Annotated in this window: 13 protein-coding genes; 10 read left to right on the top strand and 3 right to left on the bottom strand. The window is 71.1% G+C overall.

Features of this window, described 5'->3' with window-relative positions; translation table 11 throughout:
* Positions 1 to 46 precede the first annotated feature (46 nt).
* Positions 47 to 1,009 (top strand): lipoyl synthase, encoded by a 963-nt coding sequence (gene lipA / locus ACO2Q3_RS06995; protein WP_423305841.1) that lies wholly within the window; start codon positions 47 to 49, stop codon positions 1,007 to 1,009.
* A gap of 7 nt (positions 1,010 to 1,016) precedes the next feature.
* A complete protein-coding gene (locus ACO2Q3_RS07000; RefSeq protein ID WP_423305842.1) occupies positions 1,017 to 1,466 on the top strand; it encodes a type II toxin-antitoxin system RatA family toxin in 450 nt (149 codons plus the stop codon).
* A gap of 181 nt (positions 1,467 to 1,647) precedes the next feature.
* Here ACO2Q3_RS07000 and ACO2Q3_RS07005 read toward each other — a convergent pair whose 3' ends face one another.
* A complete protein-coding gene (locus ACO2Q3_RS07005) occupies positions 1,648 to 2,799 on the bottom strand; it encodes an FUSC family protein (protein ID WP_423305843.1) in 1,152 nt (383 codons plus the stop codon).
* A 4-nt stretch (positions 2,800 to 2,803) separates the two neighbouring features.
* On the bottom strand, positions 2,804 to 3,295 hold the full coding sequence (locus ACO2Q3_RS07010; protein WP_423305844.1) for a CinA family protein: 492 nt from the start codon (positions 3,293 to 3,295) through the stop codon (positions 2,804 to 2,806).
* Between the two features lie 117 nt (positions 3,296 to 3,412).
* Between ACO2Q3_RS07010 and ACO2Q3_RS07015 the strand changes: the two genes are divergently transcribed.
* A complete protein-coding gene (locus ACO2Q3_RS07015) occupies positions 3,413 to 5,707 on the top strand; it encodes a fused MFS/spermidine synthase (RefSeq protein ID WP_423305845.1) in 2,295 nt (764 codons plus the stop codon).
* 1 nt (position 5,708) lies between these two features.
* Here the strand turns inward: ACO2Q3_RS07015 and ACO2Q3_RS07020 are convergent, their stop codons facing one another.
* Positions 5,709 to 6,860, bottom strand: coding sequence for a bifunctional 2-C-methyl-D-erythritol 4-phosphate cytidylyltransferase/2-C-methyl-D-erythritol 2,4-cyclodiphosphate synthase (locus ACO2Q3_RS07020; protein ID WP_423305846.1), 1,152 nt, complete (start codon positions 6,858 to 6,860; stop codon positions 5,709 to 5,711).
* Between the two features lie 91 nt (positions 6,861 to 6,951).
* Here ACO2Q3_RS07020 and dusB point away from each other — a divergent pair, with 91 nt between their 5' ends.
* From dusB to hfq, 7 genes are all read left to right on the top strand, one after another.
* Entirely contained in the window at positions 6,952 to 7,962 is a 1,011-nt protein-coding gene (gene dusB / locus ACO2Q3_RS07025) for a tRNA dihydrouridine synthase DusB (protein WP_423305847.1), read from the top strand.
* Positions 7,959 to 9,095: a two-component system sensor histidine kinase NtrB gene (locus tag ACO2Q3_RS07030; protein WP_423305848.1), complete on the top strand. Its 1,137-nt coding sequence runs from the start codon at positions 7,959 to 7,961 to the stop codon at positions 9,093 to 9,095. Before dusB ends, ACO2Q3_RS07030 begins: the two co-directional genes overlap by 4 nt.
* The gene (locus ACO2Q3_RS07035; protein ID WP_423305849.1) at positions 9,092 to 10,513 is read left to right on the top strand and encodes a sigma 54-interacting transcriptional regulator; all 1,422 of its coding nucleotides are present in this window, start codon (positions 9,092 to 9,094) and stop codon (positions 10,511 to 10,513) included. The genes ACO2Q3_RS07030 and ACO2Q3_RS07035 overlap by 4 nt, the downstream gene beginning before the upstream one ends.
* A gap of 83 nt (positions 10,514 to 10,596) precedes the next feature.
* Entirely contained in the window at positions 10,597 to 12,807 is a 2,211-nt protein-coding gene (locus tag ACO2Q3_RS07040; RefSeq protein ID WP_423306919.1) for an ATP-binding protein, read from the top strand.
* A gap of 11 nt (positions 12,808 to 12,818) precedes the next feature.
* Positions 12,819 to 14,210, top strand: coding sequence for a sigma-54-dependent transcriptional regulator (locus ACO2Q3_RS07045; RefSeq protein ID WP_423305850.1), 1,392 nt, complete (start codon positions 12,819 to 12,821; stop codon positions 14,208 to 14,210).
* 3 nt (positions 14,211 to 14,213) lie between these two features.
* Entirely contained in the window at positions 14,214 to 15,077 is an 864-nt protein-coding gene (locus ACO2Q3_RS07050) for a D-amino-acid transaminase (protein ID WP_423305851.1), read from the top strand.
* An 87-nt stretch (positions 15,078 to 15,164) separates the two neighbouring features.
* Positions 15,165 to 15,422, top strand: coding sequence for an RNA chaperone Hfq (hfq, locus tag ACO2Q3_RS07055; RefSeq protein WP_423305852.1), 258 nt, complete (start codon positions 15,165 to 15,167; stop codon positions 15,420 to 15,422).
* Positions 15,423 to 15,439: the final 17 nt, after the last annotated feature.

Here is a 15,439-nt window from a genome sequence, read left to right on the forward strand (position 1 = left end):
AGCAGGCGCCCTTGATCCGGAGGGCGGAACCGACGATCTAGGCGCCATGGCCACGGTCATCGACAGAACCACCGCCCGCGCCCAGCGCCACCCCGAGAAGCAGGCCCGGCCCGACAGCCCGATCCTGCGCAAGCCCGAATGGCTGCGCGTTCGCGCGCCCGGATCGGCCGGCTACAACGCCACCCGCGACATCGTGAAGACCCACGGCCTGGTCACGGTGTGCGAGGAGGCCGCCTGCCCGAACATCGGCGAGTGCTGGACCAAGTCGCACGCCACCATGATGATCATGGGCGAGGTCTGCACCCGCGCCTGCGCCTTCTGCAACGTCGCCACCGGCCTGCCGCAGCCGCTGGATCCCACCGAGCCCGCCCGGGTCGCCGAGGCGGTGGCCAAGATGGGCCTGAAGCACGTGGTGATCACCTCGGTGGATCGCGACGACCTCGCCGATGGCGGCGCCGCCCACTTCGCCGCCGTGGTGCGGGCGATCCGCGCGGCCGCGCCGGCCACCACGGTGGAAATCCTGACCCCCGACTTCCTGCGCAAGCCCGTCGAGGCGGCGCTGACGGTGATCGATTCCGAACCGGACGTGTTCAACCACAACCTGGAGACCGTGCCGCGGCTGTATCTGTCGATCCGGCCGGGCGCGCGCTACTTCCACTCCCTGCGGCTGCTGGAACGGGTCAAGGAGCGCTCGCCCACCCAGTTCACCAAGTCCGGCCTGATGCTGGGCCTTGGCGAGACCAAGGAGGAGGTGATGCAGGTGATGGACGACATGCGCTCCGCCGGCGTCGACTTCATCACCATCGGCCAGTACCTGCAGCCCAGCCGCAAGCATGCGCCGATCGACCGCTTCTGGACCCCGGAGGAATTCAAGGCGCTGGAGACCATCGCCTACGCCAAGGGCTTCCTGATGGTGTCGTCCAGCCCGCTGACCCGCTCCAGCCACCACGCCGGCGAGGACTTCGCCCGGCTGCAGGCGGCCAGGCGGGCCAAGGACGCGGCGGCCTGATCGACGCTTGCGCCACAGTCTCACGCGCATCCTGCCCTATACGCCGGGCCAGCTGTTCCAGCTGGTGGGGGACGTCGAACGCTATCCGCAGTTCGTGCCCTGGATCACCCGGCTGCGCGCCTGGAACCGCCGCGAGGCCGGGGAGGGGATCACCACCCTGGACGCCGAGGCCGACGTCGGCTTCGCCATCGTCCACGAGCGCTTCGCCACGCGGGTGAAGCTGGACGCCAACGCCCGGCAGATCGATGTCGAGCTGATCTCCGGCCCGTTCAGGCGCCTGACCAACCGCTGGACCTTCCGCCCGCACGAGCGCGGCTGCGAGTTGACCTTCGAGATCGACTTCGAGTTCAAGTCGCGGCTGCTGGCCGGCCTGCTGGCGGCGAACTTCAACCGCGCCGTCGCGCGTCTGGTCGGCTGCTTCGAGGACCGGGCGCGGGTGCTGTACGGCGCCGTCTAACGTCTGCCCCGACCCCAAAGAAACTTCACTGTCATCCCGGAAAGGCGCGTTAGCGCCTTATCCGGGACCGCCGGAAACGCCGGCCGGCCCATTGCCACGACGGCCTTCCGCGACCTTGGCGGTCCCGGATATCCGCTTCGCGGATTCCGGGATGACAGAAAAGCGGCGGTGAGGGGGTGTTCTACCGCTTCGCTTCCTCCGCCACTCCTGCCAGTTCGTCCACCCGGTCGGCCAGGTCGTCGAGGTTGCGCGCGAGGGTCTGCAGGGCGAACACCAGGCCGAAGAACCGCGCCGCGCCGTCGAAAGACAGGCTGGCGGTCAGCCGCTCGGCGCGGGCCTGTTCGACGCTGGCCACCAGATCGGCATGGCGCTGGGTCCAGGCGCCCATGTCCACGGCCTTTTCCGCGCCCGCGGCCGCCTCGCAACGGCGCAGCAGGTCGGCGGCTGCGGCCAGGGCGGACATCGCCGACGGGCGGATGTGGTCCAGGGCCGCCGACTGTTCGGCGCCGTCCAGGGCGCGGCTGACCTGCACCACGTCGTTGCGCACCCGCCAGAGCGTGCGGGGCAGGGCGTCGGAGGTGCGCTCGCGCGCCAGGCCGGTGGCGTTCTCGTGCTCGGCCTCGGCCATCGCCCCCTCGACCTTGCCGAGGGTGGTGCGAACCGCGAGGTGACGGGGCTGGATCTGGTCGGCCAGGGCCTCGCCGGCCAGCTGGCGGCGCTGCAGTTCGACGATCTCGGCGAGGCCGAGCAGGGCGGCGCGCAGCTGCCTGACCACCGTGGCGTGCGAGCGGGCCGGGAAGATGAACAGGGTGGCCGCGACGCCCACGGCGCTGCCGATGGCGATCTCGATCACCCGGAAGAGGGCGGCGTGCAGGGGATCGACATCGCGCGGCCCGGCGATCAGCACGATCACCGCCGTGATCGGGGCCACCTTCAGGCTCGGCCGCACCGCCGCGGCGAAGGCCAGTACGGCGACCACGCCGCAGAGCAGCAGCCCTTCGTCCAGCGGGGTGCTGGCCTTCAGATAGGCCGCCCCGGCGCCGAGCGCCGCGCCGACCATGGTGCCCGCCAGCCGGTCCACGGAGGCGGCGATGGTGCCGCCGAGGCTGGTCTGCACCACGATTACCGCAGTGAACACCGCCCAGTAGCCCTGCGGCAGCCGGAACACCGTGCTCAGCAGGAAGGCGACGCCCACGGCCACCGACACGCGCACGGCGTGGCGCAGTTCCCCGCGTCGGGCGGCGGCCAGGGCCAGGGCGCGGCGGGCGAGGGCGCCGCGGCGGCGCGCCGGGCGTTCCTCGGCAGGCGCGGTGGCTTCCGGCGCCGCCGTCATCGGCTCAGCGCAGCCGGTCCCGCAGCATTTCCAGGGCGGTCTGCACGGCGGCCATCTGCACCTCCCAGCGGGTCTCGAACTCGAAGATTTCCATGCGGTGATGCACCGACTGGTTGGAGCGCGCGGTGGCCAGGTGCACGGTGCCCACCGGCTTCAGCGGCGTGCCGCCGCCGGGGCCGGCGATGCCGGTGATCGCCACCGACACGTGGGCGTGGGAATTCTCGATCGCCCCCTCGGCCATCATCCGGCAGACCGGCTCGGACACCGCGCCCAGGTCGGCGATCAGGTCGCCGGAGACCCCCAGCATCTCGGCCTTTGCCCGGTTGGTGTAGCTGACGAAGCCGCGCTCGAACACGTCCGAGGCGCCGGGGATCGAACAGATCGCGCCGGCCACCAGGCCGCCGGTGCAGCTTTCGGCCGTGACGATGCGCAGGTTCTTTTCGCGGGCATCGTCGATCACCAGGCGCGCGAGGGTCTCGATTTCCAGGGAAAACATGCGCGCTGCGCCCTTTTTCGTTCTGCTCTAGCCGACTCGGGTTGTGCGGGACCAACATCGCCCCGTCCAGTCCCCGGATCGAAGAAGCGCCTGATTGAACAGGGCCAGGAGAAGCGCATGACGGCCGCGCCCGCCTCGAGCCCCGCGCAGGCTGCAGGCGCGCCCCTGACCGCCACGCTGTTCGTCGCTGCGGTGTTCGCCAGCGCCTCGCTGGTGTTCATGGTCGAGCCGATGATGGCGCGGCTGGTGCTGCCGCTGCTGGGCGGTTCGGCAGCGGTGTGGAACACCAGCCTGGCCTTCTTCCAGGCCGCGCTGCTCGGCGGCTACGTCTACGCCCATCTGCTGCAGCGCATCGGTTCGATCAGGCTGCAGATCGTCGTCCACCTGGCGGTGCTGCTGGCCGCGGGCCTGGTGCTGCCGCTGAAGGTCACGGGGCTGCTCGGCGATCCGCCGCCCGGGCAGCCGGCGCTGTGGCTGGTTGGGGTGCTGGCCCTGTCGGTGGGCGGGCCGTTCGCCGCGCTCAGCGCCACTGCGCCCTTGGCGCAGGCCTGGCACGCGCGGGTGCTGCACATCGCCACCGGGCGCGAGCCCTACGGCCTCTACGCCGCCAGCAACGTCGGCAGCTTCCTCGCCCTGCTGACCTATCCGGCGCTGGTCGAGCCCAACCTTACCCTGGTGGGTCAGACGCTAGGCTGGACGGTGGGTTATGCAGGTTTCTTCATCCTGCTGGCCGCCCTCGGCCTCAGGCTCTGGCGCGACGCCTCGCAAACGTCCGGCTCCGCGGCGACCCCGACCGGAGCCGCCGCCGCCGGCGGCCTCGCCCGCTGGCGCGAGCGGGGGGTGTGGATCGCGCTGGCCGCCCTGCCGTCCAGCCTGATGCTGGGCGTCACCAGCTACATCACCACCGACCTGGGCTCGGCGCCGTTCATGTGGGTCGCGCCGCTGGCGCTCTACCTGGCGACCTTCGTCATCGCCTTTTCCGACCGCATCCGCATCCCGCCGCAGCTGACCCTGGTGCTGCAGGCCGGCCTGCTGGTGGTGGCCGCCGTCTTCATCCACTTCCGCACGGGCGACTTCCTGCAGGAGGTGTTCCTGCATCTGACGACCTTCTTCCTCACCGCCCTGATCTGCCACCAGGCGCTGGTGGCGCGCCGGCCGGAGCCGGGCCGGCTGACCGAGTTCTACATCTGCATGTCGCTGGGCGGGGTGCTCGGCGGCGCGTTCAACGCCTTCCTGGCGCCGGTGCTGTTCAACAGCGTGGTGGAGTATCCCGCGGCGCTGGCGCTGTCCTGCCTCGCACGCCCCTGGTTCAAGACCGGCGCCCCCACTTGGCGCAGCTGGGCGATCATGACGGCGGGCACGCTCAGCGCGGTGGTCGCCTTCCTGGTGGTGCACCCGCCGCCGTCGCTGCAGCCGGCGCTGTTCAAGGCCCTGGGCGCTTCGGATGCGGTGACCCTCGGCACCTGGATCCTGGCGGTGACGGCGCTGATGGCCTTCCTGCTGCGCGACCGCGCGTGGATGTTCGCGCCGATGGTGCTGGTGCTCCTGGCCTCCGCCGAGCGGGTCGCCGACCGTACGGACGTGATCGGCACGTGGCGCAGCTTCTTCGGGGTGCTGCGCGAAAGCCGCGGGGCCGATCTCGCCCTCGGCGGAGAGGTGCATTTCCTGGCCAATGGCACGACCCTGCACGGCGCCCAGGCGGTGAACCCGGCCTTTCGCTGCACGCCGCTGATCTACTACGCCCATCCCACGCCGATCGGGCAGGTGTTCGACACGGTGCAGGCGACGCGTCCGGCGGTGCGGATCGGCGCCGTGGGCCTCGGCGCCGGCACGGTCGCGGCCTATGTGCGGCCCTCGGACGCCCTGACCTTCTTCGAGATCGATCCGCTGATGGTGCGCCTGTCGACCACCGCCCGCGCCTTCACCTACACCAGCGACTGCGCGCGGGGGCGGCTGGACTACGTGCTCGGCGACGCCCGCCTGACCCTCAATCGCCAGCCGGCGGGGCAATACGACATCCTGCTGATCGACGCCTTTTCCTCCGACAGCGTGCCGGCGCACCTGCTGACCGTGCAGGCGGTGCGGATGTACCTGTCGAAGCTGAAGCCGGACGGGGTGGTGATCCTGCACCTGTCGAACCGCAACCTCGACCTCATCCGGCCGGCCGAGGCCGTGGCCCTGGCCGCCGGCGGCTATCCGCTGTTCCAGAGCCACGATGCGCCGCGCGGCTGGCGCGGCCAGACCGACACGCCGGAGGACGCGCTGATCATCACCCGCAGCGAGGCCGCCCTGGCGCCGTTCCGCGCGGATCGGCGCTGGGTCGCGGTGCAGCCGGACGGCGTGCGCGCCTGGACCGACGACTACACCAACCTGTTCGGCGCCATGGTGCGGCGGCTGAAGGGGCGGGGGTAGGTCAGGCGGGCAGCTCCACCATCGCCACGGCCTGGGCCGCCAGGCCCTCCTCGCGGCCGGTGTAGCCCATGCCCTCGGTGGTGGTGGCCTTGACGCTGACCTGGTCGAGGCCGACGCCAAGCAGCTCGGCCAGCCGCTGGCGCATGGCCTGGCGGTGCGGCTTGATCTTGGGGCGCTCGCAGATCAGCGTCAGGTCCACGTTCAGCAGCCGGCCCCCTCGGGCCGCCACCAGGGCGGCGGCGTGCTTCAGGAAGATGTCGGACGGGGCGCCCTTCCACTGCGGATCGGTGGGCGGGAAGTGGTCGCCGATGTCGCCTTCGCCCAGCGCGCCCAGGATCGCGTCGGTCAGGGCGTGCAGGCCGGCGTCGGCGTCGGAATGGCCGATCAGGGTGTGGTCGTGCGGAATCTCGACGCCGCACAGCCAGACGCTCTGGCCCGGACCCCAGCGGTGGGCGTCGTAGCCCATGCCGATGCGCGTGGTGCGCGCCGCGCCCGCCAGCCGCTCGGCCATGGCGAAGTCCTCCGGATAGGTGAGTTTCATCAGCATCGGATCGCCCGCCGACAGGGCTACGCGCCCCCCGGCGTGCTCCATCACCGCCGCATCGTCGGTGGGCTCGGCGTCCGCCGGCCAGCGGGCGTAGGCGTCGAGCAACGCGCCCAGCCGGAACGCCTGCGGCGTCTGCGCCCGCCAGAGGCCGGCGCGCGGCACGGTCTGCGTGGGCCCATCCTCGGTCTCCGCCCGCTTCAGGGTGTCGGCCACCGGCAGAGCCGGGACCGCGCCGTCGGCGCCGGCCAGGGCGTCGAACAGGCCGTCGAGATGGCGCCGGTTCAGAAAGGGACGGGCCGCGTCGTGCACCAGCACCACCGAATCCGGGGAGGCCGAGAGCGCCCTGAGACCGGACTGCACCGAGTCCGCCCGGGTGGCGCCGCCGGGCGCCGTCGTCCATCGCGCCAGCCCCGCCAGGGCCTTCTCCGCCAAGGGTCTGGCGTCCTCCGGGATGACCACCACGAGCTGCCTGGCGCCGGCCGCCAGCAGGGCCTCGGCCGACCAGCGGACGACCGGCTTGCCGGCCACTTCGCGCCACTGCTTGGCGCCCCCGGGCCCGGCCCGCGTGCCGGAGCCTCCGGCGACGATTACGGCAAGAAATTCCATGGCGCCGTCTTTAGGCGGTGGAGCGGTGTTGTCCAGGCTTTACGGCGCCGCACAATGTGCCTAAAAAGGTGGCTTATGGGGTGTCTATAAAATGAGCAGTTGCGTGAGTGTGGGGGCGGTGCGCGTTGGCGGACGCGTCTGGATCGCCCCCATGACCGGGGTGTCCGACCTGCCGTTCCGTCAGACGGCGGCCGAACTCGGCGCCGCCTATGTCGCCACTGAAATGGTCGCCTGCGCGGAGTTCGCCAAGGGCCGGCCGGACGTCGTGCGCCGCTCGGCCATGGGCGAGGGCGGCGGCCTGATGGTCATCCAGCTGGTCGGCCGCGATCCGGCGATGGTCGCCAGGGGCGCGCGTCTCGCCGCGCAGGCCGGCGCGGAGATCATCGACCTGAACATGGGCTGCCCGGCCAAGGAAGTGACGGGCGTCGCCTCAGGTTCGGCGCTGATGCGCGACCTGGATCTGGCGGAGAGCCTGGTCGCCGCGGCCGTGGACGCCGTCGACCGGCCGGTCACGGTGAAGATGCGGCTGGGCTGGGACGACGCCTCGAAGAATGCGCCGGAGCTGGCGGCCCGCGCCGAGGCGGTCGGCGCGAGGGCGGTCACCGTGCATGGCCGCACCCGCTGCCAGTTCTACGGCGGGCGGGCCGACTGGGCGGCGGTGCGGGCGGTCAAGGCCGCCGTATCGATCCCGGTGGTGGTCAACGGCGACGTGGTCGACGCCGACAGCGCCCGCCAGGCGCTGGCGCAGTCCGGCGCGGACGCGGTGATGCTGGGCCGGGGCGTGACCGGCCGGCCCTGGGCGGCCGCGGCGATCGAGGCCGCGCTGGCGGGCGCCGACTACCGTCCGCCGACGGCGCAGGCGCTGCTGGATACGGCCGTGGTCCAGCTCGAGCGCAGTGTGGATTTCTATGGCCAGCGTGTGGGAGTGCGCATGTTTCGCAAACATCTGGCGGCCTACGTCGAACAGGCGCCATGGGCCGCCTCAGCCGCGGACCGGCGCGCCATGCGCGGCCAGCTTTGCCGCCTGGACGAGCCGGCCGACGTGGCCCGGGGCCTGGCGTCGCACTGGTCCGCCGAGACCGAGGAAAGGCTGGCCGCATGAGCGAGAGCCGGTTCCGACCCTCGCCGGGCGCTGATGGCCTGGCGGCGCTCAAGGCCAACGCCTTCGACCTGATCCCCGAACCGGCGATGGTGGTCGACGGCGAAGGCGCGCTGGTGGCGGTGAACGAGGCCGCCGAGGCGCTGTTCGGCCAGGGGCTGGCGCTGCTGGCGCGCGGCCGCTTCAAGGCCGCCCTGCCGCCGGGCTCGCCGCTGGTGTCGCTGATCAACCGGGCGACGGCGGAGCAGGGCGCGGTGCGCGAGCGCGGCCTGGAGATCACCCTGTTCGGCCATCCGTCGTTCGAAGCCGACGGCGCCGCCGCGTCGCTCGGCGAGGGGACGGTGCTGCTGACCCTGCACGTCAAGGGCGGCGCGCTGGGCGTCGACCGGGCGGCGGACGTCGCCGGCCTGCGCTCCGTGGTCGGCCTTGGCCGCATGCTGGCGCACGAGATCAAGAACCCGCTGGCCGGCATCCGCGGGGCCGCGCAGCTGCTGAAGACCGGCGCCAAGCCCGAGGACCAGCCCCTGGCCCAGCTGATCGTCGACGAGACCGATCGCATCCGCCGCCTGGTCGACCGCATGGAGGCGTTTTCCGACGACGCCGTGGTCAACCGGGCCGAGGTCAACATCCACGAGGTGCTGGACCGGGTGCGCGCCCTGGCCGCCAACGGCGTGGCCGACGGCCTCGGCCTGCGCGAGACCTTCGATCCGTCGCTGCCGGCCGTCTGGGGCGACGAGGACCAGTTGATCCAGGTGTTCCTGAACCTGGTCAAGAACGCCGCCGAGGCTGCGCATAGCCGCGGCGACGGGCGCGGCGAGATCATGCTGACCACCGCCTATCGCCACGGCGTGCGGGTGCGGGCCATCGACGGTCAGGCCGCCCAGGGGGCGCCTCTGGAAGTGCGGGTGATCGACAACGGACCGGGCGTTCCCGCCCACCTGCGCGAGCACCTGTTCGAGCCCTTCGTCACCACCAAGACCCATGGAGCCGGCCTGGGCCTGGCCCTGGTCGCCAAGATCGTCGCCGGGCACGGGGGCCTGATCGATTTTGAATCCGAGCCCGGACGGACGGTGTTCCGGGTGCTTCTGCCGGTTGCGCCGATCCCGGTTCCGGCGCGCAAGGAAAAGTCCAAATGAGCGCATCCGCCCAGAAGATCCTGATCGCAGACGACGATTCCTCCATTCGCCTCGTGCTGTCCCAGGCTTTTACCCGCCTGGGCTACCAGGTGCGCGCCACCGGCAACGCGACCACGTTGCTGAAGTGGGTGTCGGACGGGGAAGGCGACCTGGTGGTCACCGACGTGGTGATGCCGGACGAGAACGTCTTCGACGTGCTGCCGCGCATCCGCAAGCAGCGGCCCAAGCTGCCGATCATCGTCATGAGCGCGCAGAACACCCTGCTGACGGCGGTGAACGCCGCCGACGTGGGCGCCTTCGACTATGTGCCCAAGCCGTTCGACCTGGACGACATGACCAACACCGCCCGGCGGGCGCTGGCGCGGCCGGCCGACAGCGAGGCGGCCAAGGCCCAGGCGCGGGCGGTGCGCGACGAGCGCCTGCCGCTGATCGGCCGCTCGACGCCGATGCAGGAGGTCTATCGCACCATCGCCCGCCTGGTCGGCGCCGACCTGACGGTGCTGATCACCGGCGAAAGCGGCTCGGGCAAGGAGCTGGTGGCGCGGGCGCTGCACGACCTGGGCCGCCGCCGCGACGGCAAGTTCGTGGTCATCAACCTGGCCGCCGTGCCCCGCGAGCGGGTCGAGACCGAGCTGTTCGGCAAGGGCGACGGCGACTACGGCAAGCTGGTCGAGGCCGATGGCGGCACCCTGTTCCTGGACGAGATCGGCGACATGCCGCTGGACGCCCAGACCCGGCTGCTGCGGGTGTTCGACGGCGCCGAGCCGGCGCTGAACCCCAAGACCGGTCGCAAGCCGAACGTGCGGGTGATCGCCGCCACCAACCGCGACCTGCGCGGCCTGATCCAGCAGGGCCTGTTCCGCGAGGACCTGTACTTCCGCCTGAACGTCGCCCCGGTGCGCCTGCCGCCGCTGCGCGACCGCACCGACGACATCCCCGACCTGGCGCGCGCCTTCCTGTTGCGCGCGGCGCGCGAGGGGCTGCCGTCGAAGACCATCGACCAGGCGGCGCTGGAGCGGCTCAAGGCCCATGCCTGGCCGGGCAATGTGCGCGAGCTGGAAAACCTGATCCGCCGCATCTGCGCCCTCTATGCCGAGGAGCTGATCAGCGCCCGCATCGTCGAGCGCGAGCTGGCCGAGCAGGTGACCATGCCGGCCGGCGAGGAAGGTCCCGTGACCCTGGCCACCCTGGTCGAGCGTCACCTGGCCTCGTACTTCGCCGACCAGCCCGACGGCGTGCCGCCGGCCGGCCTGTACGACCGGGTGCTGGAGGAGGTGGAACGCCCGCTGATCCAGCTGACCCTGGCGGCGACGCGTGGCAATCAGGTCAGGGCTGCCGAGGTGCTGGGGCTCAACCGCAACACGCTTCGCAAGAAAATCCATGACCTTGGCGTGGAAATGAGTCGCGGCCGCCGCTGAGCCTTCTTCGCCACAAGCCTGTTGAGTTTGGGGCACAGTCCTTTAGTTTCCCGGCCATGACGTCGCCGTCCCCCCAGCGCGCCATGCCGCAGATTCCGCTCAGCCTCGGGGCCCGGTTCGACAGCCGGTTCCTGATGGCGGGGGGCTATGTGCTGGCCCTGGCGGTCACGGCCTCGGCGATCATGCTGGGGTCGTCGCCGACCTTGAGCGGCCCGCTGGGGCCCGCCAGCCCCCTGGTGCTCACCCTGCTGCTGCTGGGGCTGGCCATCGTGCTCGCCCTGGCGGCGGTGATGTCCGGGCGTGTGGTGCAGCTGATCAACGCCCAGGGCAGCGACGCCGGGGCCCGGCTGCACCTGCGCTTCATCGGCATGTTCGCCCTGGCCGCCGTGGCGCCGGCGGTCATCGTCGCCCTGTTTTTCGGGGTGCTGGTCACCCGCGGCATCGAGAACTGGTTCAATGCCCGGGTGCAGACCGTGGTGGAGAACTCCGCCAAGGTCGCCAACTCCTACCTCGAGGAGCAGAAGGCCTACATCAGCCAGCACATCGGCTCGATGTCGAACGCGCTGAACAACGCGGCCTTCTCCTTAAGCGACTCGCCGGTGGCGTTCGGCCACTTCCTTCGCGACCAGGCGCAGGACAACGGCTTTGCCGCCGCCTACCTGATCGACCGCGGCGGCCGGGTGCTGGCCAGGGCGGAGTCGCCGGCGGCCCCGCCGCTGCTGATCCCGCCGCCGTCCTCATTCGGCGTGGCCGACCAGGCCGAGGTCTCGGCCAATCCGTTCGAGCACGACAACCTGTTTCGCGCCCTCTACAAGCTGCGCGCCTATCCGGACGCCTACCTGTACATCGTCCGCCCGGTGGACCCGGGGGTGTTCACCCACCTGCGGGAATCGGAATCGTCCCTGGCCGCCTATCGCGAGGCCAAGGCCAGCCGGGCCCGTATCCAGGCCGCCTTCGCCCTGAGCTACGCCGAGACGGCGCTGCTGGTGCTGGTGGGGGCGGTGTGGCTGGGCATGCTGGCGGCCGGCGGCATCGCCGGGCCTGTGGCGCGCCTGGTGCAGGCGGCCGGGCGGGTGTCGTCCGGCGATCTGTCGGCCCGGGTCGACACCAGCGGCGATCCGGAGGAGATCGCGGTGCTGTCGCGCGCCTTCAACCGCATGACCGGCGACCTCCAGGCCCAGCAGGAGGCCCTGCGCGCGGCTCATGCCGACGCGGAATCCAAGAGCCACTTCATGGAGACCGTGTTGCTGGGTGTCAGCGCCGGGGTGATCGGCCTGGACCCGCAGGGCAAGGTGTCGGCCATCAACCGCCAGGCCACCGAGCTGCTGCACGTCACCACCGCCCAGGCCTTCGGCCGTCGGCTTGAGGAGGTGGCGCAGGAGCTGGAGTTCGTCGCCGCGCGCGCCGCGGAGCTGGCCAGCGAGGTCGAGGAGGATGTCGACGTGGTGCGCGCCGGGGAGTCCCTGCGCCTGCGCGTGCGCGCCAGCCATAGCGCCGAGGGGCTGGTGCTGACCTTCGACGACGTCACCCGCCTGATCGCCGCCCAGCGCAACGCCGCCTGGCGCGACGTGGCGCGGCGCATCGCCCACGAAATCAAGAACCCGCTGACGCCGATCCAGCTGTCCGCCGAGCGCCTGCGCCGCAAGTACCGCAAGGAGATCGTCGGCGACCTTGAGACGTTCGATCGCTGCACCGAGACCATCATCCGCCAGGTCGGCGACATCGGCCGGATGGTGGACGAGTTCTCGGCCTTCGCCCGCATGCCGGCGCCGAAGTTCGCCGACCACGACCCCGCCGAGCTGTTGCGCGAGAGCGCCTTCGCCCAGCGCGTGGCGGCGCCCGACATCGCCGTGGAGCTGGTCGAGCCGCTGCCGGCGACCACCCTGGTCTGCGACGGCCGCATCGTCAGCCAGGCGCTGACCAACGTGCTGAAGAACGCCGGCGAGGCGGTCGCCGCGCGCCGGCTGGTCGAACCCGAGCCGCCGGGGCGTATCCAGGCCGCCATCCTGCTGCGTCCCGGCCACCTGGACATCGTCATCGAGGACAATGGCGTGGGCCTGCCCGCCAAGGACCGCGACCGCCTGACCGAGCCCTACGTCACCACCCGCGAGAAGGGCACCGGCCTCGGCCTGGCCATCGTCAAGCGGATCCTGGAGGACCACGGCGGCTCGCTGACCCTGACCGACGCCACCCACGGCCGCGGGGCCAAGGTGGTGATGAGCTTCCCGCACAATCCAGCCGTCCATCCCTCCAGCGACGCGACCGACGCCCCCACGTCGGCCGAAACCGTCTGAAAGCATGACCCATGAGCAGTGATGTTCTGATTGTCGACGACGAGGCCGATATCCGCGACCTGGTGGCCGGGATCCTCGAGGACGAGGGCTATTCGGTGCGCACGGCCCAGGACTCGGAGACCGCCCTGGCGGCGATCCGGGCGCGCAAGCCGTCGCTGCTGGTGCTCGACATCTGGATGCAGGGCGGCGGCATGGACGGGCTGGAACTGCTCGACATGGTCAAGGCGCTGGATCCCGACCTGCCGGTGGTGATGATCTCGGGGCACGGCAACATCGAGACCGCGGTCAGCGCCATCAAGCGCGGGGCCTACGACTTCCTGGAAAAGCCGTTCAAGTCGGATCGCCTGCTGCTGGTGGCCGAGCGGGCGCTGGAGGCGGCGAACCTGCGCCGCGAGAACCGGCGCCTTCGCACCCAGGTGATCCTGCCGGACGGCCTGGTGGGGACCTCGGCGGCCTCGCAGCAGCTGCGCCAGATGATCGCCCGGGTCGCCCCGGCCAACAGCCGGGTGCTGATCTCCGGCCCGCCGGGCGCGGGCAAGGAGACCTCCGCGCGGCTGATACACGGGGGCAGTCCACGGGCGCGCAGCGAGTTCGTGGTGGTCTCCGGCGCGGGCATGGCCCCCGAGCGCATGGACGTGGAGCTGTTCGGCGAGGAAGGCGAGGGCGGCCGGCCGCGCAAGATCGGCGTGTTCGAGCGCGCCCACGGCGGCACCCTGTATATCGACGAGATCGCCGACATGCCGTGGGAGAGCCAGAGCCGCATCCTGCGGGTGCTGGTCGAGCAGCGTTTCCGCCGGGTGGGCGGCGAGGCCGACGTGCAGGTGGACGTGCGCGTGGTCTCGTCCACCAGCCGCGACCTGCGCGAAGAGATCGCCGCGGGCCGCTTCCGCGAGGATCTGTTCCACCGCCTGAACGTGGTGCCGATCCGCGTGCCCGGCCTGGCCGAACGGCGCGAGGACATCCCCGAGCTGATCGACTTCTACATCGAGAAGCTGGGCGCCGCGTCGGGCCTGCCGGTGCGGCGCCTGGCCGACGACGCCTATGCGACGCTGCAGGTGCAGGCCTGGCCGGGCAACATCCGGCAGCTGAAGAACGTGGTGGAGCGGATCCTGATCCTGGCGGCCGGCGATCCCAGCGAGCCGATCACCGCCGACATGCTGCCGCCCGACGCCAGCGGCTCGCCGCCGGCCGGGGGGCTGGGGGCCGAGCGGATCATCGCCCTGCCGCTGCGCGAGGCGCGAGAGCTGTTCGAAAAGGAATATCTCAACGCCCAGATCATGCGCTTCGGCGGCAACATCTCGCGCACGGCGGCCTTCATCGGCATGGAGCGCTCGGCCCTGCACAGAAAGCTGAAGTCCCTGGGGTTCGGCGCGACGCGCGCCTTCGAGGAAGTGGAAGACTGAGCGATGTCGCGCTTCGCCTATGTGAACGGCGTATTCCATCCGCATGCCGACGCCAGCGTGCACATCGAGGACCGCGGCTATCAGCTGGCCGACGGGGTCTATGAGGTGTGGGCCGTGTTCGACGGCAGGCTGGCCGACGCGGAGGGCCATTTCGCCCGCCTGGACCGGTCGCTGAGCGAGCTGCGCATCCCCGCGCCGATGAGCCGGGCGGCGCTGAAGATCGCGCTGAAGGAGACCCTGCGCCGCAACCGGGTGCGCGACGGCCTGGTCTATCTGCAGGTGACCCGCGGCGTCGCCCGCCGCGACCACGCCTTCCCGGCGCCGGGCACGCCCCCAAGCATCGTGATCACCGCCAAGAGCGTCGACCGCGCGGCGGCCGAGGCCAAGGCGGCCAAGGGCGCCGCGGTGATCACCGTGCCGGAGAACCGCTGGGGGCGCTGCGACATCAAGACCGTGGGCCTGCTGCCCAATGTGCTGGCCAAGCAGGCGGCGCGGGAGGCGGGCGCGGTGGAGGCCTGGTTCGTCGACGACCTGGGCCTGGTCACCGAGGGCGCCTCGTCCAACGCCTGGATCATCGACAAGGAAGGCCGGCTGCGCACCCGCGACACCCAGGCCAACATCCTGCGCGGCATCACCCGGGCCACCCTGTTGCAGGTGATCGCCGACGAGGGGCTGAAGCTCGAGGAAAGGCCTTTCACCGTGGAGGAGGCGAAATCGGCGCGGGAGGCCTTCATTACCGGCGCCGGGACCCTGGTCCTGCCCATCGTCAAGGTCGACAATCAGGTTCTGGGCGACGGCAAGCCGGGACCGGTGGCGAAACGCCTGCGGGAACTCTATATCCAGAAGGTCCGCGCCGCCGCCTGGTGACGCGGCCGAGCCTGACTGTCCATTCCTGACTGACTTTGTGTGGCGGCGACTTGCCGTCGATCAACGAACAAAACGGGGGTTCAACCCATGAGCACGTCCGACAAGAAACAGAACCTGCAGGACACCTTCCTCAACAGCGTCCGCCGCTCCAAGACCCCGCTGACCATCTTCCTGGTCAACGGCGTGAAGCTGCAGGGCGTGGTGAGCTGGTTCGACAACTTCTGCGTCCTGCTCCGACGGGATGGCCAGAGCCAACTGGTCTACAAGCACGCCATCTCCACCATCATGCCGGCCCAGCCCGTTCAGCTTTACGAGCCGGGCCCCGACGACAACGGCGAAGATTGACCTCGAAATCCATTGAT

It is taken from the genome of Caulobacter sp. KR2-114 (assembly GCF_049446115.1).
Lineage (GTDB): Bacteria > Pseudomonadota > Alphaproteobacteria > Caulobacterales > Caulobacteraceae > Acaudatibacter.

Bases quoted from the DNA above. Each gene is read 5' to 3' on its own strand.
- lipA (WP_423305841.1), top strand. From the start codon at position 47: ATGGCCACGGTCATCGACAGAACCACCGCCCGCGCCCAGCGCCACCCC.
- ACO2Q3_RS07005 (WP_423305843.1), bottom strand. From the start codon at position 2,799: ATGACGGCGGCGCCGGAAGCCACCGCGCCTGCCGAGGAACGCCCGGCG.
- ACO2Q3_RS07010 (WP_423305844.1), bottom strand. From the start codon at position 3,295: ATGTTTTCCCTGGAAATCGAGACCCTCGCGCGCCTGGTGATCGACGAT.
- ACO2Q3_RS07015 (WP_423305845.1), top strand. From the start codon at position 3,413: ATGACGGCCGCGCCCGCCTCGAGCCCCGCGCAGGCTGCAGGCGCGCCC.
- ACO2Q3_RS07020 (WP_423305846.1), bottom strand. From the start codon at position 6,860: ATGGAATTTCTTGCCGTAATCGTCGCCGGAGGCTCCGGCACGCGGGCC.
- dusB (WP_423305847.1), top strand. From the start codon at position 6,952: ATGAGCAGTTGCGTGAGTGTGGGGGCGGTGCGCGTTGGCGGACGCGTC.
- ACO2Q3_RS07030 (WP_423305848.1), top strand. From the start codon at position 7,959: ATGAGCGAGAGCCGGTTCCGACCCTCGCCGGGCGCTGATGGCCTGGCG.
- ACO2Q3_RS07035 (WP_423305849.1), top strand. From the start codon at position 9,092: ATGAGCGCATCCGCCCAGAAGATCCTGATCGCAGACGACGATTCCTCC.
- ACO2Q3_RS07040 (WP_423306919.1), top strand. From the start codon at position 10,597: ATGCCGCAGATTCCGCTCAGCCTCGGGGCCCGGTTCGACAGCCGGTTC.
- ACO2Q3_RS07045 (WP_423305850.1), top strand. From the start codon at position 12,819: ATGAGCAGTGATGTTCTGATTGTCGACGACGAGGCCGATATCCGCGAC.
- ACO2Q3_RS07050 (WP_423305851.1), top strand. From the start codon at position 14,214: ATGTCGCGCTTCGCCTATGTGAACGGCGTATTCCATCCGCATGCCGAC.
- hfq (WP_423305852.1), top strand. From the start codon at position 15,165: ATGAGCACGTCCGACAAGAAACAGAACCTGCAGGACACCTTCCTCAAC.